General features: G+C 32.4%; 18 protein-coding genes and 2 tRNA genes. 11 read left to right on the top strand and 9 right to left on the bottom strand.

Annotation, left to right across the window (positions count from 1 at the left end; all coding sequences use genetic code 11):
* The first annotated feature begins 55 nt into the window (after positions 1-55).
* The 4 genes from rplM to AACL19_RS06715 all read left to right on the top strand — a co-directional run bounded on the left by rplM (position 56) and on the right by AACL19_RS06715 (position 2369).
* A complete protein-coding gene (gene rplM / locus AACL19_RS06730; protein ID WP_339045711.1) occupies positions 56-523 on the top strand; it encodes a 50S ribosomal protein L13 in 468 nt (155 codons plus the stop codon).
* The gene (gene rpsI / locus AACL19_RS06725) at positions 520-948 is read left to right on the top strand and encodes a 30S ribosomal protein S9 (protein ID WP_339045710.1); all 429 of its coding nucleotides are present in this window, start codon (positions 520-522) and stop codon (positions 946-948) included. Before rplM ends, rpsI begins: the two co-directional genes overlap by 4 nt.
* Before the next feature lie 8 nt (positions 949-956).
* Complete coding sequence (argC, locus tag AACL19_RS06720; protein WP_339045709.1) at positions 957-1985, top strand: N-acetyl-gamma-glutamyl-phosphate reductase; 1029 nt, start codon at positions 957-959, stop codon at positions 1983-1985.
* Between the two features lie 90 nt (positions 1986-2075).
* Positions 2076-2369: an HU family DNA-binding protein gene (locus AACL19_RS06715; RefSeq protein WP_339045708.1), complete on the top strand. Its 294-nt coding sequence runs from the start codon at positions 2076-2078 to the stop codon at positions 2367-2369.
* Here AACL19_RS06715 and AACL19_RS06710 read toward each other — a convergent pair.
* The gene (locus tag AACL19_RS06710) at positions 2359-3072 is read right to left on the bottom strand and encodes a pyridoxine 5'-phosphate synthase (protein WP_339046714.1); all 714 of its coding nucleotides are present in this window, start codon (positions 3070-3072) and stop codon (positions 2359-2361) included. The two genes, AACL19_RS06715 and AACL19_RS06710, sit on opposite strands and share 11 nt — an antisense overlap.
* Before the next feature lie 52 nt (positions 3073-3124).
* Entirely contained in the window at positions 3125-3637 is a 513-nt protein-coding gene (locus tag AACL19_RS06705) for a DNA-3-methyladenine glycosylase (RefSeq protein ID WP_339045707.1), read from the bottom strand.
* 253 nt (positions 3638-3890) lie between these two features.
* Here AACL19_RS06705 and AACL19_RS06700 point away from each other — a divergent pair, with 253 nt between their 5' ends.
* Complete coding sequence (locus tag AACL19_RS06700) at positions 3891-5378, top strand: hypothetical protein (protein ID WP_339045706.1); 1488 nt, start codon at positions 3891-3893, stop codon at positions 5376-5378.
* Between the two features lie 1069 nt (positions 5379-6447).
* Here AACL19_RS06700 and dut read toward each other — a convergent pair.
* Positions 6448-6891 carry a dUTP diphosphatase gene (gene dut / locus AACL19_RS06695; RefSeq protein ID WP_339045705.1) on the bottom strand — a complete coding sequence of 148 codons (444 nt, stop codon included), beginning with the start codon at positions 6889-6891 and terminating at the stop codon, positions 6448-6450.
* A gap of 134 nt (positions 6892-7025) precedes the next feature.
* Between dut and AACL19_RS06690 the strand changes: the two genes are divergently transcribed.
* Positions 7026-8633 (top strand): hypothetical protein, encoded by a 1608-nt coding sequence (locus tag AACL19_RS06690; protein WP_339045704.1) that lies wholly within the window; start codon positions 7026-7028, stop codon positions 8631-8633.
* 4 nt (positions 8634-8637) lie between these two features.
* On the opposite strand, the gene AACL19_RS06685 is transcribed toward AACL19_RS06690, so the two are convergent.
* Positions 8638-8720 (bottom strand) — tRNA-Leu (locus tag AACL19_RS06685).
* A gap of 791 nt (positions 8721-9511) precedes the next feature.
* Here AACL19_RS06685 and AACL19_RS06680 point away from each other — a divergent pair.
* The 5 genes from AACL19_RS06680 to AACL19_RS06660 all read left to right on the top strand — a co-directional run bounded on the left by AACL19_RS06680 (position 9512) and on the right by AACL19_RS06660 (position 16155).
* Positions 9512-10318, top strand: a complete 807-nt coding sequence (locus AACL19_RS06680) for a polyprenyl synthetase family protein (protein WP_339045703.1) — start codon at positions 9512-9514, stop codon at positions 10316-10318.
* A complete protein-coding gene (locus AACL19_RS06675) occupies positions 10318-11316 on the top strand; it encodes an FKBP-type peptidyl-prolyl cis-trans isomerase (RefSeq protein ID WP_339045702.1) in 999 nt (332 codons plus the stop codon). Before AACL19_RS06680 ends, AACL19_RS06675 begins: the two co-directional genes overlap by 1 nt.
* Positions 11317-11326: 10 nt before the next feature.
* A complete protein-coding gene (uvrB, locus tag AACL19_RS06670; protein WP_339045701.1) occupies positions 11327-13258 on the top strand; it encodes an excinuclease ABC subunit UvrB in 1932 nt (643 codons plus the stop codon).
* A gap of 99 nt (positions 13259-13357) precedes the next feature.
* Positions 13358-14536 carry a hypothetical protein gene (locus tag AACL19_RS06665; RefSeq protein ID WP_339045700.1) on the top strand — a complete coding sequence of 393 codons (1179 nt, stop codon included), beginning with the start codon at positions 13358-13360 and terminating at the stop codon, positions 14534-14536.
* A 62-nt stretch (positions 14537-14598) separates the two neighbouring features.
* Positions 14599-16155 (top strand): hypothetical protein, encoded by a 1557-nt coding sequence (locus AACL19_RS06660; RefSeq protein WP_339045699.1) that lies wholly within the window; start codon positions 14599-14601, stop codon positions 16153-16155.
* Positions 16156-16240: 85 nt separating this feature from the next.
* Here AACL19_RS06660 and AACL19_RS06655 read toward each other — a convergent pair whose 3' ends face one another.
* From AACL19_RS06655 to AACL19_RS06635, 5 genes are all read right to left on the bottom strand, one after another.
* A complete protein-coding gene (locus tag AACL19_RS06655; protein ID WP_339045698.1) occupies positions 16241-18133 on the bottom strand; it encodes a heme lyase CcmF/NrfE family subunit in 1893 nt (630 codons plus the stop codon).
* 27 nt (positions 18134-18160) lie between these two features.
* Positions 18161-18234 (bottom strand) — tRNA-Ile (locus tag AACL19_RS06650).
* A gap of 38 nt (positions 18235-18272) precedes the next feature.
* A complete protein-coding gene (gene trxA, locus AACL19_RS06645) occupies positions 18273-18599 on the bottom strand; it encodes a thioredoxin (protein ID WP_339045697.1) in 327 nt (108 codons plus the stop codon).
* A gap of 65 nt (positions 18600-18664) precedes the next feature.
* On the bottom strand, positions 18665-19885 hold the full coding sequence (locus AACL19_RS06640; protein ID WP_339045696.1) for a multidrug effflux MFS transporter: 1221 nt from the start codon (positions 19883-19885) through the stop codon (positions 18665-18667).
* 80 nt (positions 19886-19965) lie between these two features.
* The gene (locus AACL19_RS06635) at positions 19966-23349 is read right to left on the bottom strand and encodes a hypothetical protein (RefSeq protein WP_339045695.1); all 3384 of its coding nucleotides are present in this window, start codon (positions 23347-23349) and stop codon (positions 19966-19968) included.
* Between the last annotated feature and the right edge of the window lie 15 nt (positions 23350-23364).

Below are 23364 nucleotides of genomic sequence, written 5' to 3'. Positions count from 1 at the left end.
TGACAAATATGTACTAATTTTATAACTTTAACCTTTGTTTATTTGCAATTTAAAGATGAAAACTTTTTCACTAAAAGAAAGTGATATCATTAAAAAATGGATACTTATAGATGCAAGTGATATAGTCGTTGGCAGGCTTGCAGCTTTTATTGCAAAAATATTGCGTGGTAAAAATAAACCAGAGTATACTCCTCACATGGACTGTGGTGATAATATTATAGTAATTAATGCTGAAAAGGTGTGTTTTTCTGGAAATAAATTTAAAGATAAAGTTTATTATAGACATACAGGTTATCCTGGTGGTTTAAAGAGTTGTACTCCTAAAAATATTTTAGGTGGCAAATTTCCCGAGCGGGTTATAAAAATGGCTGTAGAGCGAATGTTAGATGATGGTCCTATGGCAAGAAAGCGTTTAAAGAATCTGTACGTATATTCTGGCTCAGAACATAAACATCACGGACAAAAACCTGTAGAGTTGGATTTTGGCTTGTTGAATAGAAAAAATAAAAGGTGTAATGGATGAGTGATATTGTAGATCAAAAAGAAAGTTTGTTGAAACCACACACTGGTAGAAGAAAGGAAGCAATTGCAAGGGTGTGGATTCAGCCTGGTACAGGTAGATTTGTAATTAAAAGAAGCAGAAAAAATAAAGAAGATGCTCTTAGCTATCTAAAAAGAGAATCTATTTTTAAGCTTTTGCAAGGTCCATTTATTGCAACCTCTACTCTTGATAAATATGATGTTATTGCAACTACAAAAGGTGGAGGGCTTTCCGGTCAAGCTGGTGCTTTAGCTCATGGAATAAGTAGAGCATTAGCTAAGATAAGTCCTGACCTACATTCTATACTGCGTAATGAAGGTTTTTTAACTAGGGATTCACGTCAAGTTGAGCGCAAGAAGCCTGGATTACATAAAGCTAGGAAAAGGCCTCAGTTTTCTAAGAGATAATTCTTTTTATGGAATGTAAAAGAGTTGCAGTAATTGGTGCAACTGGCTACACCGGTATTGAGGTTGTACGCCTTTTACTTAATCATCCTAGTGTTACTATTGAATATTTATCAGCGAATCAGAACACTGGTTTGTTATCTAAGATTTATCCCCATATTTTAAATGATGATTTGTTTGTTATCAGTATAGATGAGGTTTATTTTGATAATTTAGATGCTGTTTTTTTGTGTTTACCTCACGGTCAATCTAATCGTCTAATTTCAAAAATACCTAAAAAAGTAAAAGTAATTGATCTATCTGCTGATTTTCGAATTAAGAATTTATCTTTATATGAAGAGTGGTATGGTGCACATAAATCTCCAGACTTAGTTAAAGATGCCGTTTATGGTTTATCAGAAATATATAGAGAGAATATAAAAACTGCTTGCTTAGTTGCATGTCCTGGTTGTTACGCTACTTCTGTTCTTTTGCCGCTTTTGCCCTTATTAAAATTAGGTATAGTAAAAGAGGAATCTATCATTATTGATGCTAAATCAGGAGTTAGTGGTGCAGGAAGAAGTTTAAGTAATGAGAATTTATTTTGTGAGGTAAATGGCAGCGTTAAAGCATATAAAATCTCTAATCATCGCCATATACCAGAGATTGAACAAGAAGCTGGGTTAATTCTACAAAAAGATGTTAGGGTACAATTTACTCCACATTTAATTCCAATAAGTAGGGGAATCTTATGTAGTATATATTTAAATCTTAAAGAAAGTTACTCTTTAGACTATATAAATAGTAAACTGAAGTCCTTTTATAAGGATGCTTCTTTTATTTTAATTAATGCGAATAAATCCATGAATATTCGTTCCGTAGTTGGTACAAATCAATGTCAAATTGGCGTATTCTTGGGAAGGATAGAAAATAGTATAGTTGTAGTGTCATCGATAGATAATTTACTCAAAGGTGCAGCTGGTCAAGCCTTACAAAATTTTAATATAATGTTTGGTTTTGATGAAATGACAGGGCTATCAAATATTCCTTTTTATCCATAAAATGAGTTTAAATGATAAATTTAGTTGACTATAACTAAGGACTTAATATTCTATCTGTGTTAAAATTTTTTGAATAAGAAAGGTATATATATGAGTAAAAGTGAAGTTGTTGATGAAGTATTTGAACAATGTGCTAATAAATTCAATTCTATAAAAAAATTTCATATTAGTGAAATATATGATATTTTTATGCAAGTGATAAAGGATAAGTTATACGAAAAAGGTGAGGTTCGTTTGCATCAAGTAGGTACCTTAAAGGTTATTCATTGTAAAGAAAAGCAATGCCATAATCCTCAGAAGAAAGGTGAAAAGATTACTGTGCCTGCACAAAAAAGAGTGAGATTTAAAGAAAGTATAAGTCTTAAAGAAGGTATTAATTCTTAGTTAAAATTGCCTTCATTTTTTTTATTGAGTGCTCTATTCCGTTAAAGAGAGCGTTGCATATTAAAAAGTGTCCTATGTTGAGTGCTGAAATGTGTGGTATCTTTGCTATTACTGCAGCACTTTCGTAGGTTAACCCGTGTCCGGCATGACATTCTATTTTGTGTTCAACTAGATATTTTGCTGTAGTAGTAATGAGCTTAAATTCTTTTGCTGATGGGTTGTTGCAATAATTACCGGTGTGGAGCTCTACAACATCTGCTTGTAACTCTTTTACATACTTAAGTTGTTCTACGTTCGGCTCAACAAAGAGTGACACTTTAATGTCCAGCTTATGTGCTTCCTTTATCAAAATTGTTAATTCTCTTCTTAGATTCTCATTTATAAGATATAAGCCTCTCTCAGTTGTTATTTCCTTTCTATTTTCTGGTACTATGCAAATAGAGTAAGGTTTTATTTGTTTTGCTATTGTTAGCATTTCATGTGTTGGTGCAATTTCTAAATTTAGTTTTGTTTCTCCAATATTATTTTTTAAATTTCGCACATCCTGGTCTTTTATATGTCTTCTATCTTCTCTTAGATGAACTGTGATGAAGTCAGCACCTGCACTTATTGCAGCTAAGGCTATATCTAAAGGGTTTGGATATGATGTGCCACGTGCGTTTCTCAGTGTTGCTACATGGTCTATATTTACTCCTAAAAGAATATTGTTCATTATTTTACCCTTAATTTGATATACAATGTTTTTATTTATAGTCCTAAATTGCACAAAATCGCCAAAATTTTTCTTTACCTTGGCTTATACCTATTCTTGGGGTACATATATAATCTAGTGAAATATCTGAATTATAAATACAAAAGTTGTGGTTCAATGTTAAATCTTGTTGATTATGTTCTTTCGTCATATTGAGTGTTTTGCATAACTTGCCTGGCCCATTTATGTCTAGTGTATTTGGTTCTATAAGCTTAATCCCACGAATGAGTACTGCAGCTGGATATCCTTGCTTTTCTGTTACTACGTTAAAACAATAATACATACCGTAGATGAAGTATATATAAGAAAAACCCGGCGGACCGAACATCACTGTAGTACGTTTGGTATAGCCTTTAGATGCATGACATGCTGGATCTTCCTGTCCAATATATGCTTCTGTTTCTGTAATAATGCCTCTGTAGCTGAAGAATTTTAGAGTTTTACCAAGCAGCTCTGCAGCAACAGTAAGTGTAGAACGACTGTAGAAACGTTTTGTCAATATTAAGTTATCTGTCATAAACTGTTTTGGATATGTGCTAAATGTCAGTTAAACTAAACCATCTATTGCTGTGTTTAATTTCTTTTTCTGTATTTTATAGTATTGCATAAGATAGTGGCAATTATAAATTTGATTCTGATAAGCATCTTCATTAGTCAACGTAATGTACCTTAACGTACAACTCTTGTTGTAAAATGAATTATACTATTTTTAGTATAAGATTAATACTTTCGTGTTATTTACAGATAATTGATAATTAAGGGAGAATTATATGGGAGAAGAGACTAAGAAATTGTGTGACGTCCAAAAAGAACCTGCGAAAACACTATGTAATAATTTCAATCAATTGATTGATGATTCAAGAAAAGTGTATAAGAGTATAGACGAGAAGTATAAAGATCACTTCAGTGGAATATTGACACTGTTGGATCAAGAATATCACACTTTTTTTAAAGAAGTTGGTATTACAGCTGATGCATTTATTCCAGCTTTAGATAATATTTATAAAAAGATAGACAGTCTTGCCAAAACAGATGATTTGAAGAGCATGGTTAAGATAAATGATTTAAAGGGTTTCATTAAAAAAGGGGATTTAGATAACCTTGTCACAAAAGGGGATTTAGGTATTAAAAACGCAAATTTTGATCTAAAACAGCTTGCTAAAAAAGATGATATAAAGGATCTTACCAAACAAATCAACAGTCCTACTAATGCACCAGTTAACTTGGATGGCCTTGCAAAAGAACAGGATCTAAAGAGTCTTGCTCAAGAGGTTAACAGCATCAAAACTGCTACTAGTAAAATTGATAAGCTTGCCAAAACAGATGATCTAGAGAAGCTTGCCAAAACAGATGATCTAGAGAAGCTTGCTAAGACAGATGATCTAGAGAAGCTTGCTAAGACAGATGATTTAAAAGACCTAGCTAAAACTGATGATTTTGCCACTCTTAATCAACAAGTAGCTGATTTAGTTCAAAAGGATGAAACCTTTTATAAGGCAACAACTGATCAAATCGCAACGGTGTCACAAAGAACAAATACTATGTCTCAAGAAGCAAAAGTGAAACTAGTCAAGGGTAATGAGATAGCAGGTAAATATGAAGCTGAGATACAATTAGCAGATGGCAGTAGCAAAATTGGTATTTTTTCTCCAGAGGGGTACTATTTTTATGAGGGCACTATTTATGTTTATGATCATCTCAGACCTGAAATTAGTATCGACTTGCCATCACAATTTCACTTTTTAACAGTAGTAAAAACTGAAGAAGGCAAATATAAATTAGCTTTCTGCAATAAAGGTGGTGAATCATATTATGATGTTCCGAATGATCATAGACTAATAAATCCGATAGATATTAAAAGTATAAAAAATATTGATTTCGAAAAATATTATAATAAAAATGGCTCAAATCCATCGTTTATTGCTAAAATGAGCAGCGATAGTTATCCAAATCCAAATTCTCACCAGCATGGTGTAGATGTGTATGAGATAGGCGATGGAGGAAAAGAGATAGGATCACTCATAGATGAATTTGGTTACTACGATAGTCAAGGTAAATTTCATTATTCCAATAATTATATAGATGCCCAAGACCATTCTTATGATTCTCTTTTGTTTACCATTAATAAAGGACAGGATAATAAGTGTAGCTTGCATAAGATGCATGAGGGTACAGGTGATATAGATCTTGCTAGTGATACTGCTACATGTAGTTTAGTTGAATATGTAGCAAATTATGTAAATGGTGTATATTTTTAAGTTTAAGTTGTACGAGTTTGTTAAGAATCAAAAAAGATGCGATAAAGTAAGAATAACGAACAAGAAGAAAGGTGGGAAAATTATAAACGGAAGCTTAATGTCAGTTTACAGATTTTCCTTCATTCTTCTTTTTTATGAAGATTTTAAACGGGTTCTTAGGTAGTGTCGACATTAAAAAAATATAATGTTTCTTTTTAGACACAGCAAAACAACAAAAATTCATGTTAATGCATTGGGAAATCCGATAATTAACGCCCGATCAAAGAAATGACATTACGCAAGCAGCATTTAATATTTGTAATATTTATACCCTGGCGATACCGTATCAAAGCACAGCTCAGTGAAATTAATCAATAATTTGGTATTTTGCAACTACTTAGATTTTTCATAAAATATGAGAAAAAGAATTAAAAGATAAAAGGGAATTGAAAAAAGATGTTAAAAAGAATTTGATTTAGGAATTGTGTGTTGATTTTTTAATCGACCTATTGTTGATTTAGTGCCAATCTGGAGAGGTGTACAACATCAGAGAGAGGAGCGTTTTTAGCCCTTTTCACGGATTCCCACCATGAAAAGACTACCAGTTGATAATTGGAAGCGCTATGGTTATATGTTTTAAGGCATATAACTATAAGGATATCAACCCTTACTCTAGGCAAAAGAGCCTAAAATAGCTAAAACTATTCAGTAGGTCGCCAAAGATCCTATTCAATATATTCAGATCTTCTTTTCCTATACATCTGCCACTTTAAAGGCCGCCTCTACAGCCTCAATCTCTCCAGATTGGCTCTCTCTTTATATCATATATGTTTTAAACCATGGAAGCAGAATTTTTGCAGTTTTTTATTGTTTTTTTAAATTTCTCCTTAAACTTGCTATATTAGCTGCTTTTAACCATCTTTTTAAATGTTGACACTGCCTAGATGCATGGCATATTGGATTTTCCTGTCCAATATATGCTTCTGTTTTTGTGATAATCCAAAGAATTTTAGATTTTTGCCAATGCAGAACAGTAAGGACTATAGAAACATCTTGTAAGTATTAGATTATCTGTCATTTTAGATATATGTTAAATGCCAGTTGAGCCAAATCCCCCACTACCACGCTTAGTTTCTTCATTAAATTCATCAACCAGTTGCCACTCTACTTTAACTATTGGACTAATTATAATTTGTGCTATTCTATCTCCCCTATTTATAATATATAATTTATCACTTAGATTGATCAAACAAACTTTTATCTCTCCCTGATAGTCTGAATCTATAGTACCTGGTGAATTAAGTACTATTATGCCAAATTTCATTGCTAGGCCCGACCTTGGGCGTATCTGCCCTTCGCAATAATCTGGTATTGAAATTGCAATGCCAGCCGGAATCAATTCCCTGTTCATCGGCTCTATGTTAACGGGATTATCTATAGCTGCATAAAGATCCATTCCTGCACTTTGTAGTGTTGCATAAGACGGAAGCAGCAGACCCTCATAGTGAGGAAGTGTTTTTATTTCAATAAGCATATCTTAAGTAAATGTAATATATCTAGCAAGTGTATCTTAAACGTACAATTCTTTCTATAAGAATGAGTTACACCGCTTAGTATAAACTTAACCTAATGTTGTCACATTATTTTCACACTAATTAATAATAGAATATGAGTAAGTGCGATGATCTTAAAAGGATGCCAAAAGAAATATGTCAGTTTATGGAAAATAAGTTCGAACCAGAGGTAACAAAATGGCTCGATGCATATGCAAAATTGAATAAAGACGATGATGGTAAAAGAGAGATTGCTGATGAAGTTAAAAAATTAGATGAGTGTTTGCATAGTTATTTTTTTGACCTTCGTATTGAACCAAAAACACTTTTAATGTTAGTAAAGGGTATGCTTGGTGATTTAGAAAACCTTGTTAAAAAATCAGATTTGGGTGTTGAAAAAGAAAGTGTTGATTTAAAGAAGCTTGCTGAGAAGAGTGATCTAAAGAATCTTGTCAAGAAGGAAGATTTGGGTGTTGAAAAAGAAAGTGTTGATTTAAAGGAACTTGCTAAAAAGAATGATCTCGATGACCTTACTAAGGAAGTTAAAGGTATTAAAGATGCTACTGATAAGATAAAGGATATTAAAACTGAGACTGATAAGATAAAGGATCTTGCTAAAACAACCGATCTACCTGATATAAGCAACCTTGCTAAAAAAGATGATATACCTGATCTCAGTAATCTTGCTCAAAAGAATGATCTAAAGGAACTTGCTAAGACAGCTGATCTACAAGGCCTTGCTAAGAAGAGCGATCTAGGCGACCTTACCAGGAAAGTTGAAGGTATTAAAGATGAAACTGATAAGATAAAGGATCTTGTCAAGAAGGAAGATTTAGGTATTAAGGACGATGAAAAACTTGATTTAAAAAACCTTGTTGAAAAAGACGATCTGAAGGAGCTTGCTAAGAAGAATGATCTCGATGAGCTTAACCAACGGGTAGCTGACTTTGCTCACCAAGATCAAGCTTTTGATCAGGCAATAACTAAAGAGATCAAAACGATCTCACAGGGGGTAAACGTCATACCTCAAGAAGTAAAAGTAGAATTCGTAAGAGGTAACGAAGTAGCGGGTAGATATGAAGCTGAGATAAAACTAGAAGGTAATAAGATTGGTACTTTTTCTTCGGTAGGACACTACTTTTTTGACAATAGGATTTATATCTATGACCACTTCAACCCTCAAGTTAGTATTGATCTGCCACCGCAATATCACTTCTTAAAAGTGATAAGAACTGAAGAAGATGGGTATAAGTTAGCCTTCTGTAATGAAGGCGGACAAGAATATTATAAGATCCCAAGTGACTACAAGCTAATTAGTCCAGAAAATCTTAAGAGTATAAAAAATATTGATTTTGAAAAATATTATGCCAAAAATGGCTCAAGCCCATCATTTGTTGTTAAAATGAACAGTGCTAGTTATTCAAATTCTAGTCAGCATGGTGTAGACGTGTATGAGATAGGCAATGGAGGAAAAAAGATAGGATCACTCATAGACGAATTTGGTTACTACGATAGTCAAAATAAATTTCATTATTTCAATAATCATATAAATGCTCAGGATCATTCTTACGATTCTCCTGCATTTACTATAAACAGAGGAGATATTGAGTGTAGTTCGCATGAAATGCAAGTGAAAGCACGTGATATAGATCTTGCTAGTGATACTGCTGCATGTAGTTTAGTTGAATATGTAGCAAATTATGTGAATGATGTGTATTTTTAAAATGTACCTTTGGCCGGACTTGAACCGGCATGCTTTTGCAAGCAATAGATTTTGAGTCTATCGTGTCTACCATTCCACCACAAAGGCTAACATTTGAATTATATTATCATAAATCCTAATAAGAAGAAAATTTTAGTTAAATTATGCTGTGCATTCAAAACTAGCCAATTGGATAATAAAAATATAACTAATCTAAAAGAGAATTAGTACTCTATTTTATCTCTCGATTTTAGCTCATAGTACTTGAATGCACAGAAATGAGAGAAGTTTTAAAAAGGGAGTATTCGGGTTATATTGTTTACTTAACTGCGCGATTGTAACGCTGTAATTCTGTTCGCACAGCGTATTGGCGCGTTTGTGTAATATCTGTCCCATAATATCTCCTTTTCTACTAAGGAATACCATTACTTGATGGGACTAAACAACTAACCTGTGGTATCGTCTCAAATTTGGGAGAACAACCTGAAACTTGAAGTCCATTTTTACAATAATATAATCAAAGGAAAGGGATTTGAAGGGATGTTATGTAGATCATATAGTATAGAATTTGCCTGAAAATAGGGTAAGATAAGACAAGAAGCAAAAGAGATAGTTCAAAAGATGTGTAGAATCAGGGGTATATAATGTTTCTATACTCGGGTGTTGGTTCAATTGATAAGGAAAGAACTTAAGAAAAATATAATGAAGAATAGAAAAGCTTTTTTCATTTTTTTATTCTAATTCCTTGTAAAGAACAAAACTTCAATAATAGTAGAATATTTATGAAAATTTAATTTATAGAAAATAAAGTTTTGAGATTTTTTGATGGTATATAAGTTCAAATATTTGCAAAACTTTATTAAATAATAAGTTATATTGTTCAAAAAAGGATTAAGTAGTTGTCTGATCTTACTATAACTGATTTTAGCAGATTGCTTGTTAGTGAAATACATAGAATATTGCCTCAAGATAATTCTAATAGATTACATTTAGCTATGCGTTATAGCGTTCTTGCTCCTGCTAAGCATTTGCGGCCATTTCTTGTTTTTGCCTCTTCTTGGATTTTTGGAATAAAAGAAATTTTAAAAGTTGCAGCTGCAGTTGAGTTTATCCATGTTTATTCCTTAATACATGACGACTTGCCTTGTATGGATAACAGTGACTTTCGTCGAGGTCAACCAGCATGTCATAAAAAATTTGACGAAGCAACTGCAATACTTGCTGGAGATGCATTGCTTACTTTGGCATTTGAAGTACTATCTACTTCTATAGAGGATAGTAATAAATGCGTCAGAGTAATTAAGACTTTATCTACTGCTATTGGATATAATGGTATGGTAGGAGGGCAGGTTTTGGATTTGGTTGCTAGCAATGTTGGTAAAGTACATGACGTGCATTTGCTAAAAACTGCTAAACTTTTTTCTGCTGCATGTGAAATTGGAGCAATAATGGGTGGAGCGTCAGGTGAAGAATGCAAAGCTTTATCAAGCTATGGAATAAAGATCGGTCTTGCATTTCAAGCAAAAGATGACCTTAATGACTATTTGCAAAAGAATGAAACAAGTAATATTGTACTTTCAATAGGTTTAGAAAATACGAAAGAATACATAAAAAAGTTACTTGATGATGCAGCTAATTACCTTAATTTATTTTTAAATAGAACTAATTATTTATACTCTGTGGTAGAGTTAATAAGAGATTTGTAATGGAAGAGTTTGTGTTCAAGTTACTTAAGAAATTTGTAGTGAAAAAACTTGTGCCCAAGTTGCTATGGATAGGAGTTGTAATTACCTTACTTATTACTACTTTTAGTTTATCTGTTTCTTATTTTACAAATAAAGGTGATGTAGGCAAGGCAGAAAAAAAGCCAGACAAAGGATATGAGATCAATAATTTAAATGATGGGATTATCCAGACAATAGCTTTTTCTTTGCTAAAGCCTATTCTTGAGGCTAGAATTGACTATTATATAGAAAAACATGGGCTACTTGATTACTTGAAGAAAATAAGAAAGCAAAAAGAATTTAAAGATTTAGTAAATTTTTATGACATAAGCTATGGTAATGGTAAAAAAGCTCTATGCGGAAGCAAGGTTTCATTACAGGTGTATAAGCTCTTAAATTATGATAATATCCTAAATAAGGAACAGTATTTGCAAAAGTTTATGAATCTTAACATCAGTTCTACCTCTGAGCGTAAGATAGGGGAGGAAAAAGAATTGGACTTAGGAATAATTGGTATGAAAGAAGGTGGGGAACGCATTATATTGATTAACCATAATATGGATAATGCAGAGGATGCAAATACCAGTGATAAAAAATCCTACTATATAAAACTTCTCTCTGTTAAAACTGAGTCTCCATCTTCAGTTGATAATTTAATGATTTTTGATGATGCAAACTATACAAGTGGTATGCCAGTAATGTGTGGTGATGAGGTAGAGATAAACTATTCGGTGCGCAAGCATAATGGTGAATTATTTACTGACAACCAATCTGCACGTTTTAAAGTTGGTGATGGTAAGGTACCACTAGCTATTGAACTTGGAGTTCTAAAAATACAAGAGGGGGGAAAGCGGACAATAATTTCTCCTTCTGATCTTCTTACAACTACTAATGATATGGTTATAGATCATATAAAACCTGATGAAAAGAATGTGGCAATTATTAACCTTAGTGTAGTACAGAGTAATGATCTGAATTGACCTTAAGCTTATGAATGCTTTTAAGATCTCTGCAAATTTTAAGCCTACAGGTGATCAACCTAAAGCTATTGATGAGCTAACTTTAGGGCTTGAAAGTGGCAAAAAAGATCAAGTACTTTTGGGTATTACTGGTTCAGGTAAAACTTTCACTGCTGCAAATATTATAGAGAGAACACAAAGGCCAGCTCTTATTATTGCTCACAATAAAACTTTAGCAGCACAGTTATATGAAGAAATGAAAGCGTTTTTTCCAGGTAATGCTGTAGAGTATTTTGTTTCTTATTATGATTATTATCAGCCGGAAGCTTATTTACCACAAACTGACACTTATATTGAAAAGGATTCAGTTATAAATGAAAGAATAGATTTACTTAGGCACTCCGCTACGCGTTCTCTGCTTGAGAGACCTGATGTTATAGTTGTAGCTAGTGTTTCTTGTATTTATGGCCTTGGTTCTCCAGAAGCATATTTGCATATGGTAGTATCTTTAAATGTAGGTGATGTGATAAAAATTCCTATGTTATTAAATAAGCTTACTGAACTTCAATATAAGCGTTCAGAGTATGAGTTTAGTCGTGGCACGGTCAGGGTGCGTGGCGATACAGTTGATATATTTCCTTCTCATCTCGAAAACAGAGCTTGGCGTTTGTCGTTTTTTGGTGATGAGATAGAGGAAATTTTTGAAATTGATGTGCTGACAAATAAAGTCATTAGTAATTTAGATAAGATCACTATTTTTGCAAATAATCACTATGTAACTCCAAGACCAACGCTTTTGCAGGCGATTGATTTGATTAAAAAGGAAATGAATGAGCGTGTAGAATGTTACTATGCGCAAAACAAAATAGTTGAAGCTAAACGTCTAGAGCAAAGGACAAATTTTGATATAGAAATGATTAGAGAAGCAGGAAGTTGCAAAGGAATTGAAAATTACTCGCGTTATCTCTCTGGTAAAAAAGCGGGTGAACCGCCACCAACACTGTTTGAATATCTACCACAAAATGCAATTCTGTTTATTGATGAAAGCCATGTAACAATTCCACAAATAGGTGCTATGTACAGTGGTGATCGTGCGCGTAAATCAAATTTAGTTGATTACGGCTTTAGACTTCCTTCTGCTTTAGATAATAGACCTCTAAAATTTGAAGAATGGGAAAATATGCGTCCACAAACTATTTACATTTCAGCTACACCTGGGAAATACGAGCTAGAAAAAACGAAGGGATTATTCACTGAACAAGTCATAAGGCCAACAGGCCTTTTAGATCCAATTTGTATTGTTAAACCTACAGAAAACCAAGTAGATGATATTATTTATGAATCACAAACTGTAATAAAGGAGGGATGCTGCGTTTTAATTACCACCTTAACAAAAAAAATGGCAGAGAATTTAGCTGACTATATGTGTGAAATTGGCACTAAAGCCAATTATTTGCATTCTGACATTAATACTTTTGAAAGAATTGAAGTTATAAATAAATTGCGTACAGGTGGTATACATGTTTTAGTGGGGGTGAATTTATTGAGAGAAGGGCTTGATATTCCTGAATGTGCGTTAGTTGGAATTCTTGATGCCGATAAAGAAGGATTTTTACGCTGTGAAACTTCACTTATCCAAACCATCGGACGTGCAGCACGCAATGTCAATGGTAGGGTGGTTCTTTATGCAAATAAGATGACAAAATCATTGGAGAGAGCATTAAAGGAAACTGAAAGGAGGAGAAAAATACAAAAAGATTATAATGAGTTACATAATATAAAGCCAGTAAGTATAGTAAAATCTGTTTTGAGTTCCCTGCAAAATAGAGTAACAGGGGATGAGGAAGTAAATTGCAAACAGACAAGCAAAGAAGCATTAAGGAAGCAGATGCTGGAGTATGCAGAAAACTTGGAATTTGAAAAAGCTGCGAAAATTAGAGATATTATAAGTAGTTTAAAATGATAATTGTGAAATAATGTGTATAATTTATTTTATATATTTTATGACTTTTAAACCTTATATGCTAAGATATTTTCTATTGCGTTACTTAAGTAGGGATTAATGGGCAAAGTTTATCTAAATAAAAATATTATACCACAACCTCAGGAGGATGGGGACAGCATCTTTCTGGGTAAAATAAGGATAGAGGACCTACAGAGTGGAAATCTTACTCAGCAGTTAGAGCAAAAGTGTGATGATCTGTTAAAACACAATCTCCTCAAAAGATTAGGGCCTGAAGCAGGTTTAAATGAACTTTTAGATTCAATAGATGTAGTAGAGAATGAATTAGACAAAGAATTTAGTAAAAAACTAGATATTAGTGAAGTATTTTGGAAGAAAGTTTTAAAACTACTAAACTTTTTCAATGAAGTGCTTAATTTAAATTTGGATTTAAAGCTAGGAGATGAGCTAGTTCTTACAAAAGAAAAACAAAAAAGGAAAAATTTACTGTTTTCATTTCTTGATGCCATTCGAAAAAAGCTTTTCAAAAAAGAATTAACTTTAAAAGAAATGCTAAAACTACAAATAAAAGCGTTAGAGGAGCAGTTAAGTAGTGAAAACGATCCAGAGGTTGTTAGTCAAATTAAAAAACAATTAGAACTCTTGATGGAACTTAAAGCTAAACTTTTTGAGCTTTCGCTGGAGCAAGGTTTAAACAGAACTACAGAATGGATTTTGACAATTGGTGCCATGCAAACTGTTGCTGAAATGGTGAATAAAGCAAAAGAAATAGTAACAACAAAAGGGCAATGGCAAAAAGTTGATAGTCTATTAAGCTCAGGTAGCTTTGTAGGACAAATTAGTAATGTTTCTCAAAATAATAAAGGTATGGAAAACATCAAAACCAAACCTTTCATGCCTGTTCAAGAGCTAAATAACAATTTAAGTCTCATTCCTCTATCACAAAACATTGCTAAAGATAATAGTGGCTTTTTAAAACTACTATATACGCTTCTTGCACTTGCAAACATTTATGCAGCAAAGCATATGGAACTAGGAATGGGTGGTGGTAAAGAAACAACTACTCAAAAAGTACCTACTGCTGCAAAAGCAAGTGGTCAAACCCAAAAGCAAATTCCAGTAAATCAAGATGAAGTGAAAAAAAGTCGAAAATTTTCTTCTGGTAGTAAAAATCAAAATACAGAGTTACAAGCGCAAAAAGAGCAACCAAATTCATGGGTGCAGGAAGTTAATGTTCAACAATTAGAGATAAATCAGAGTAAAATTTATGGAAAATAAATGTGATTGAGATATGTTATATTTGATATATAATTTAGCTATGGTTATACCTCGGAGGGGATATGAAATGGAATTTAAAAAGTAAAGAAGCTTTTGTACAAGCTTTAAATATAGAATTTTTAACAATAACAGGCACTTATACTAATTTTCAGTTTGGAAAAGCAAAAAGTTATCGAAGCAAAGATCAAATTTGTATGCTATTTCCTAATGGTAAACAAGAAGAGTGTCAAAAATATTTAGAGCAAGTAACTGCAAAATATAAAGGCGCTATAACTTCATTTAAAGAAAGTAATTTTGATGTTAAAAGCTTTCCTTTTTGCATGAGTCCAGGTCGATTTAGCACTAGCAGTAGAAGGGGAGTCAAGTTTAAAGTTCCTTTAGATAAAAAGGTAATAAATAATTTATACTATATGTTTATTTTTCAGATTTTATCATTTAAGCTAAATGTGACAAATCTTCCAAATGATCTTGATTTGGATGAAGATGATAAAAATAAGGGATATGTTGTTGGTTGGGCCTTTCCTAGAGGTGACGGTAATACATCTAAACGAAAAAGAGAAGTAGAGGATCTTTTGAATAAGTATAGTTTTTCTATAAAAAATGGGTCTATATTAGATGAAAATGATGATCTATGTGATTGCACATACATCCATAAACATAGAGCCGACGAAGCAGTACAAAGAGCAATAGAAGACTTTCCCACTGAAATATTAGGACAATATCCAACAAAATTACTTACGTTATTTAACATTTTTTATCATGATCTAAGTGCTAAAGAAGGAATGAATTCAGATTGTGAACAATTTATAAAAGAAACGTGGATTAGGTGCGTACACACAGCAAAGGCTAATGACAGCATTGTAAGTTTTGATTATTATGGAGAAGATTCTGACAAAATGAGGGATCAAGAGCATGTAGAGGAAGTATATAATTTATATAAAGGTAAGGAAACTAATGAAATTTTTCATAATTTTATAAATCTTACACAAAAGGACCATAATACTATTACAGTCTCGTTTAACTTTAATCTTCATAATATGAATACCATTATGAAGAAGGTGCCTTGTGATATAGGTTATGTTGAGAAAGCGCTAGAATTTGCTATTGAGCAGCGTAACAGGGCTGTCTGCATTTATGCTGAAGTAGCAAATAATACTGCCCCTTCAAGTAGTAAACAAAATTTTTTACCAATACCTAATGATTATCTAGAAAGTAATGCGTCTTCAAGTCGTAAAAATTCAATTAAAAGTAATGATTCAGCACTTGGAAAATCTCCTGCTAAGCCTAGTAGCCCTGAATTACATACTAATGCTGCATCTTTTGATTCTGGCCGTGGCAGTAGCTCAAACTCACCTCTTAAAAAGTACAAAAGCAATAAGTCAACTCCTGCATCACCTGCGCGTTCTGATGTTTCTGGTGTTACTGTTGTTAATAAAGATAGTAGAGCGGTATCAGGAGCTGATATAGTAGATCTTGGCAAAAAACCTAATGAGGTAGGAAACAGGAGGTTTTCTCGTAATCAAATTCGCTCAAAAAGTGTTCCTTTGGGTGGACCTAAAGGTGTTTTGAGCGCAATAACGATAAGGAGAAGTTCTAGTGATATAAGAGTCAAAGTTTAGTTTTAGATGAACAAAAGAGAGTTAGCCCTCTTAAGGAGTTTTATAACAGCTATAATGTAGTTTCTTATAGGAGGTTTATACTATTTTAGTTTTTTGATTTAGTTAGAATACCAAATACTGAAACAGCAGCACCAAGAGCTATAGCTATGCACCCAAGCCAGATAGCTATAACTCCTGGTCTGTAGTATACGCGTGTTGCGATTCCCTTGTCTTTGTCTATATCACCGATAGTGACGTGTATGTCAAATAAAGGATGATGATAAATATCACTTTTAATTTTCTTTTGCTTCTCAATTGGATAAAACCTGTTTTCAGGTGTGAGCAGCTTATTGCTTAAGTTTTGGATAACGAAACTTCCTTTTACTGCGCTAAAATTTTTATCTTTTATAAATTCAGCATTAATTAGACTTATTTTATATTTATTTATACTAATGCTTTCTCCAATTCTCATATAGCTTTCATTTTCCTCTTGCCAATTTGCTGCTGTGGCTACCCCTAATACTAAAACTGCTACACCTATATGAGATATCATCATTGCATAATAGGTTTTTGAGATACCTTTTGCTAGAGCAATTGATTCTAAAAGAGGTAGTGAAAATAATTTTGTTCTTTTGCTATAACTCTCTAAAATGGAAACAAATAAAGCAACTGCAAGTGTTATGGCAGTAGTGGCCATAACCCCTTTTTTAAAGATAAAAGGGATGGTTAAAAGTGCTAAAAAAAATGAGAATTTATATTTGCTAAATATTGAGATCAATTTACTACCATTCCAGCTAAGGTAGGGACCTATAATAGTGAGTATTAGAACTCCTAAGGCAATGCTGTTAAACAATAAATTATAATAAGGTGCACCAACTGAGATTACTTCATCAGTTAAATATTCGAGTATTATAGGGTATAAAGTACCAATGCAGACAACGGTAAAAGCAGTAATAAAAAGTAAGTTGTTCAATAATATTGAAGTGAAACGTGATATAAATGGAAATTGGTGACTGCTTTTTTTTACTTTATTTGCAAATAAAATAAAAGTTATCAAACTACTGGTTACAATAAGATAGGACAAAGCTAGTATGCATAGGCCTTGTTTTGGATTGTTTGCAAACGCATGTACTGAAATTAAAATACCGGAACGCACTAGGAATGTTCCCATGGTACTTGATATAAAGGTCATAATTGACAGCAAAATTGCAAAATTCCTAAGTAAATTGAATTTTTTCACTATCAATATCAGATGCAGAAGTGCAGTTGCAATCAGCCATGGCATTAAAGATACATTTTCTACAGGATCCCAAAACCAAAAACCTCCCCAACCAAGCTCTCGGTATGCCCACCAGCTACCAAGACCAATTCCTAGCGTTAAAAAAGACCAGGATATAAGTATCCATGGGCGAACGATATTTGCCCACTTATTTCCTTCTACTTTAGCTATAAGCCCAGCTATTGATAGTGAAAAAACTGCACTAAACCCTAAATACCCTAAGTATAATATTGGTGGATGAATTACAAGGCCTATATCTTGTAAAATAGGGTTAAAACCTAGACCATTACTAGCTGTGGGTTGAATTTGTGCAAATGGGTCTAAGCTAAACAAAGTAAATGATAAAAAGCCAAAGCAAATGAGATTTTGCACTATAAGAGAAATTTTCTTTGATTGATTGTTGTTTAAGGAAAGTTCTAGCAATAATAAGTATAAGGTCAAAACCCAACACCAAAGTAGCATTGACCCTTCCATGTTGCCCCAAATGCCAGAAATTTTGTATAGTAGTGGCTTTGTTGTGTGGGAGTTATAGTAGACATTATATAAAGAAAAATTATCAGTGATATGACAGTAAAGTAAGATTGACAAAGCAAACGTCACGCATAAAAAAGTAATAGCATTTAATGCTCGAGAGGGAATTGAAAAAAAAGGTGTGAAGATATAAGTTGAGGTTAAAACACAAGCTATTAATAGAAATAAGTTACCCAGAATGGAAGACATTGTATGTAGAATATTTATAAATCAAAGTGGGACTGGTAGGACTTGAACCTACGACCCCTTCGTTATGAGCGAATAGCTCTAACCACCTGAGCTACAGTCCCGTATCTTTATTTAAGTTAACATATATAGCTGAGTTTGTCTAATCTTCTATTTCACTATTAACCCACTTAACAAGAGTCTCAAAATCACAACCACCAATTTTTCTTGCCAATTCTTTTCCGTTATTCAATATGATTAAAGTAGGTATAGACATAACATTGTAAGATGAAGCAGCTTCTTGTACCTTATCTATATTAAGCTTGCATACTGTTATTTTTTCCTTATGACTTTCAGCTAATTTTTCTATATGAGGCATTAAAGCTTTACAAGGCCCACACCATTCAGCCCAAAAGTCAACTAAAACAAAATCATTATTTTTTATAACTTCATTAAAATGATTATCATCTTTAATTTCTACGATACTCATAAATTACCTAGCTAACTCAGATTTGTTAATAATATAAAATTGAAAGTACTTTGCCAATTAAAAAATTAATTCATTTTTGTAGTTAGTTTAAAAGTTGAATAATGCAGTAGCGTATATATCGCAATTGCGATTATAGAACACGTTACCGTCAGAAGTAAATTTGGCACAATACTATAACTCACCTTACTAAAATACCCAACTATTGATACACCTACTGCACCAAAAATCATTTGCATAAACGCTATCAATGCTAAACTTAAACCAGATTCTTCAGTTTCTTCCAATGCTGAGGTAACACCATTACTAATTACAAAGGCAAAGCCCACGTTTGCTATTAGCCAGAACGACTCCATAATTACTATAGTTAAGCCAATATTATAATATAGAAAGATTAAAGATAAATCAGATATAAGAGGTAAAAACAGACCTATAAGCAACATATTTTTTATTCCAACTTTTTTGACAAATTTTCTATTGATAGCAGCACCTATCATATAGGATATAATTATTATGGTAATTAAGTATCCATAATATTTAGCTGATATATTCATTCCCTTAATTAGTACAAAAGGTAGATTACCAATGTATGCCCAAATCCACATAAAATTTAGAGAATTAATTGCTGCAAAACCTAAAAATCTATAATTTTTAAAGATTTCAATATATTGTTTTAATATTTTGCACAAAAGCTCAGTTAAAGTTAAATCTTTGCACTTAGGTTTATCAACTGTCTCCTTAAATTTAAAGAAGAGTGATAAAAGAGTAAGTACTGACAGTACTGATATAATTACGAAGAGGAGGCGCCAACTATAGCCACAAGATATGATGTAACTGCCAATTATTGGTGCTATTGCTGGGGAAAGGGCTACTGTCATATTTAATTTTGATATAACTTGGGAACACTCATATCCGGAATACATATCCTTTATTGTTGCATAGCCAACAACAACTGTAACTCCAGCACCAAGCCCTTGGATAAAACGCATTAGTATCAATTGCATTATATTTTGTGCAAAACAGCATGCTATGCTAGCTAAGGCAAATATTGTCATTCCAACCAATATTACTTTACGCCTACCATATTGATCTGAAAGTGGCCCATAGATCAGCCCTGATAGAGAAAGTCCGATAAGATTTAAATCGATAGTAAATTGTACGATGCTATTATAAGATTTAAAATACTCAGCTATTTTAGGTAAAGCAACAGCATAGATGTCAGTAGACATGTCAGTAATTGCTATAGATAAAATAACTAAGATAGACACAAGAGTTTTTGCATTGCACATGTTTAAAATTTAATAAATTAGAAAGATACAGTAACTTCAGTACAAAACAACCTCATTTTGTGTATTAATACTACTCTCTGTTATGGGTTGAGACTTCGTGCATTATGAGAGGAAGCTGTAGGATTAGTCACATTAGAGTGTACAGAATAAGTTAAAGCGGCAACGCTAAGAGCAATTAAAACTGTTGCACCTATAGCAACTGTGATATCAATGATATTTAGCTTTTCACTAGGAACAAATTTTCTTAAACCTTCAGGAACAAAGTACGCTAAAGTTCCAGATGTTCCTACAGCAATGAATACAAGGAAAGCATAATTTTCTTTTTCAGAAAACGCATCTTTTATACCTGCACTTAGTTTTTGAAGGTTAGAACGTTTATGGTTGTAAGTATTATCAATGGTGAAGTTGTTAGATTGACTTGTCACTTCAAGATTACATACAGCATTATGTTGTCTATAATTTGGTGGTTGGTTGTCGTCGTTATAGGTATTATTATAAGATGAATTACTTGGGTACTCTGTATTGTGCACATTAGGGCTTTGAAGTTGGTTTTTTAAATTAATTACTTTATCTTTTGTTTTTTTATACAAAGATATTACACTTTGAGCAGCACTTATAATAATGTCACTTCCAGCTTCCTTTACACTGGTCATTTGTTCTAATTGCACTTCCCTTCTTTTTAACTCTTCTTCTTGCTCATCTAGTAAATAACTACGAGTTACTCCTTCTATTTTTCGTATTTCTAATTCTGCTAATTCTATGCAACTATAGTATATATAGTGAATTTTTTGGTATATTTTTTCATACAGTGCTTTTTCCTCTTGTTTTTGATTAATTTCAATACATTGCTTTATCTGAGATTTTAGATGATGGAATAAAATGGAAGCATCCCTGCTTTCGCCACTGGTAGTACCTTGATTTAATTCTTTCCACTCTTTAAGCTTGCTACTAAGCTCCTTGAATAATTCAAGAATGTGCCCAAGTGTAACTTTATTTTCAACTTTTTCATTTTCCTCTATACAGTCTGTTTGTTCACCAGAGTTCGTTAGAGATAGGTTGATATTCTCTTGTATATTACCGTTTTTAGTATTACTTAACCCTGCATCTTGCTCAGCCAATGATTTACCTATTTCACCTACTATCTGGTTATTCTTGCTCATTTGAATATCAAGCATTAACTGCTCAAGTTCTTCAACATGCTTTTCTAAAAGTTTTGATAAGTCATTGGCATTTTTGTTAATAAAGAGATATATCTTTACAACCTCTTCGTAGCGTTGAATTGCATACGAAATACTCTTTCCAATATTGACTATAATCTTTTCCTGTTCTGAATCAAGGTTTGGCTTTATAATTTGAAACTCTCTGACCTTCTCATCTCTAAACTCATTAAAGTTACTGATATTATCATCTAAAGTAGCTTGTATAATAGACTCATCAGAAAGTTGATCATCTTGCTCTACTTTCTGCTCCCTACCACATTGTAAGGTATTTATTTTTTCTAGTAATTGCTTGCAAACGTGTTGTACTCTACGATGGACAAATTCGCATGCTTTTTTCAAACCTAGCTTTAGCGAAGTATAGTCATTTGCAGGTGTAATCTTGACAAAGCATTCTTCTTGCCAGTCTACATCATATTCTATATATTTTTGAGGTTCAGCTTTTACTTCTTCTTCTTGGGGCTTATTATGGCTTAATAATTTATCGACGTTGATGTCTATTGAACAGAATAAAAGTTCTTTTCCTTCTTTAGTTTTTATTAGATTGCCAATTTGCTTTAAATTACCAGAAATACGACTAAAGCTTTTCAGAAATTGATTTTTTAAAAAATCAATTTCTGAATTTTCATCTAAAAGATGATTGTTAATTTTTAAGTCTTTATGAGCAATAACGTACACGCATGATGGATTATCCTTGTCGTAAAAGAAATTAGACAAATAACAGCGCACTGGATTGCTGATGTTGTCTAAAAATTCTTTTCTGCATGAATCTAATATAGATATACCGCTAATTAAACCTTCAACATCTTTTAATCTGTCAATCGCAATTTTTTGAGCTTCAGCTTCTAGTTTAAATTTTACTTTTTTAGTGCAAAACAAATCTAAAACTTGCACATGCTGTGGTTTGGGATTAGCATAATCTTCTGGCTTTATAAGTGGTATAGCATGCTTTTTTAGCTTTTCACAGATAGTAGGAACTAGCTCTGAATATGAACTTGTTTTAAGAGAAAAAATATTTTCTTTGTCAACTTCTGCAGAAATGGAGAATTTATTTTCGTTAAAACACAAAGCAAAAAAGCTTATTAAGGATGCAATTTTATAAATTGTAGAGTCATATATAAGCTGTGACTCTTTTTGATCCAAGTCACTTTCAACTCTCACTTCAAAATTAAAATATACTTTTTCTTCTGAGACCGACTTCTTTAATTGCAAATGTCCATCTTCATAGTAAAGAGAAGAAGTAAAGCAGGTGGCATTTTCAATTCTAATTTTGGCTTTGTTGCTACCATTTTCCTTTTTATCTTCCTGGCCATTTTTTATCTCAATATCTTCACTAAATATCTTTTCTATCCTCTGCAGGTTGCTAATTTTAGTGTCTCCATTACAAGATGGATCATTAAAGAACAACAAAAAATCAATTAAGTTCTGCGAAAAAGGATTATCTAAACTATAGCTAAGAAGTGAATATTCACCTTCTTTACATTTAATCTTAAATTGGCTTGCGTTATCTCTAAAAATACTACTTACTAATTCAACGTCGTTTTGCTTTGTGGTTAAGCACAGTATTGTCTCTTGCTGTTTAATGTTATCTTTATTATCTCCGATAGTTTTTTTAGCAAAAAATGGATATATATTTAACTTGTCTTGTGATTTAACTACTGGTTGATTGTAATCAATCTCAATCAGTGATTTTATTACATCATTGTTTGTTAATTTTTTAAAATTTGATGTACAATTTAATATGCCTTCCATATGTCGCATATTTATTTCACTTTCAGCAAAAGTAATTTCAACTTCTGTACTCTCATTACTGCTAATTTGAAAGTTTAAATTATCTTTATTAATCTCAATGAATTCTATTTCTTCTTCTCCGCTAATTAGATTCTGAACAAAATTTTTTGCTTTATCAAGCAATTTTCTATTGCCTTTCTGCTTCTCTTTACTTTCTATGTATATGTCACTGTTTCTAATATATTTTTCTACTATAAATGTTTCTTGACGATTTCCTATTCTTACTGAGACATCTTTGTTCTTTTGGCTATTTGGTAAAACAAAGGCTGGAACAATGTAAAGGTTTAATAATTCTATAATTGCATAATTTAAATCCTTATTGCTCTGATTAAGATTGAATTTTACTCCTGTTATTTTGTCTTGAGACCTTATATATTCGACTTTCTCAATGTTAAATATTTTGTGAATGTCTTCGTTCAATTCTTCTAAATTTATATTTCTCCTAACATTACGCATCAGAAAACCATTTTA

This window comes from Candidatus Mesenet endosymbiont of Agriotes lineatus (assembly GCF_964019585.1).
Classification (GTDB): Bacteria; Pseudomonadota; Alphaproteobacteria; order Rickettsiales; family Anaplasmataceae; genus Mesenet.
Note: the sequence above shows the minus strand (reverse complement) of the source record. Positions and strands in the feature narration are given on the sequence as shown.

Bases quoted from the DNA above. Each gene is read 5' to 3' on its own strand.
- AACL19_RS06675 (WP_339045702.1), top strand. From the start codon at position 10,318: ATGGAAGAGTTTGTGTTCAAGTTACTTAAGAAATTTGTAGTGAAAAAA.
- argC (WP_339045709.1), top strand. From the start codon at position 957: ATGGAATGTAAAAGAGTTGCAGTAATTGGTGCAACTGGCTACACCGGT.
- AACL19_RS06715 (WP_339045708.1), top strand. From the start codon at position 2,076: ATGAGTAAAAGTGAAGTTGTTGATGAAGTATTTGAACAATGTGCTAAT.
- rplM (WP_339045711.1), top strand. From the start codon at position 56: ATGAAAACTTTTTCACTAAAAGAAAGTGATATCATTAAAAAATGGATA.
- AACL19_RS06660 (WP_339045699.1), top strand. From the start codon at position 14,599: ATGAAATGGAATTTAAAAAGTAAAGAAGCTTTTGTACAAGCTTTAAAT.
- AACL19_RS06705 (WP_339045707.1), bottom strand. From the start codon at position 3,637: ATGACAGATAACTTAATATTGACAAAACGTTTCTACAGTCGTTCTACA.
- rpsI (WP_339045710.1), top strand. From the start codon at position 520: ATGAGTGATATTGTAGATCAAAAAGAAAGTTTGTTGAAACCACACACT.
- AACL19_RS06635 (WP_339045695.1), bottom strand. From the start codon at position 23,349: ATGCGTAATGTTAGGAGAAATATAAATTTAGAAGAATTGAACGAAGAC.
- AACL19_RS06665 (WP_339045700.1), top strand. From the start codon at position 13,358: ATGGGCAAAGTTTATCTAAATAAAAATATTATACCACAACCTCAGGAG.
- uvrB (WP_339045701.1), top strand. From the start codon at position 11,327: ATGAATGCTTTTAAGATCTCTGCAAATTTTAAGCCTACAGGTGATCAA.
- dut (WP_339045705.1), bottom strand. From the start codon at position 6,891: ATGCTTATTGAAATAAAAACACTTCCTCACTATGAGGGTCTGCTGCTT.
- AACL19_RS06655 (WP_339045698.1), bottom strand. From the start codon at position 18,133: ATGTCTTCCATTCTGGGTAACTTATTTCTATTAATAGCTTGTGTTTTA.
- AACL19_RS06640 (WP_339045696.1), bottom strand. From the start codon at position 19,885: ATGTGCAATGCAAAAACTCTTGTGTCTATCTTAGTTATTTTATCTATA.
- trxA (WP_339045697.1), bottom strand. From the start codon at position 18,599: ATGAGTATCGTAGAAATTAAAGATGATAATCATTTTAATGAAGTTATA.
- AACL19_RS06700 (WP_339045706.1), top strand. From the start codon at position 3,891: ATGGGAGAAGAGACTAAGAAATTGTGTGACGTCCAAAAAGAACCTGCG.
- AACL19_RS06690 (WP_339045704.1), top strand. From the start codon at position 7,026: ATGAGTAAGTGCGATGATCTTAAAAGGATGCCAAAAGAAATATGTCAG.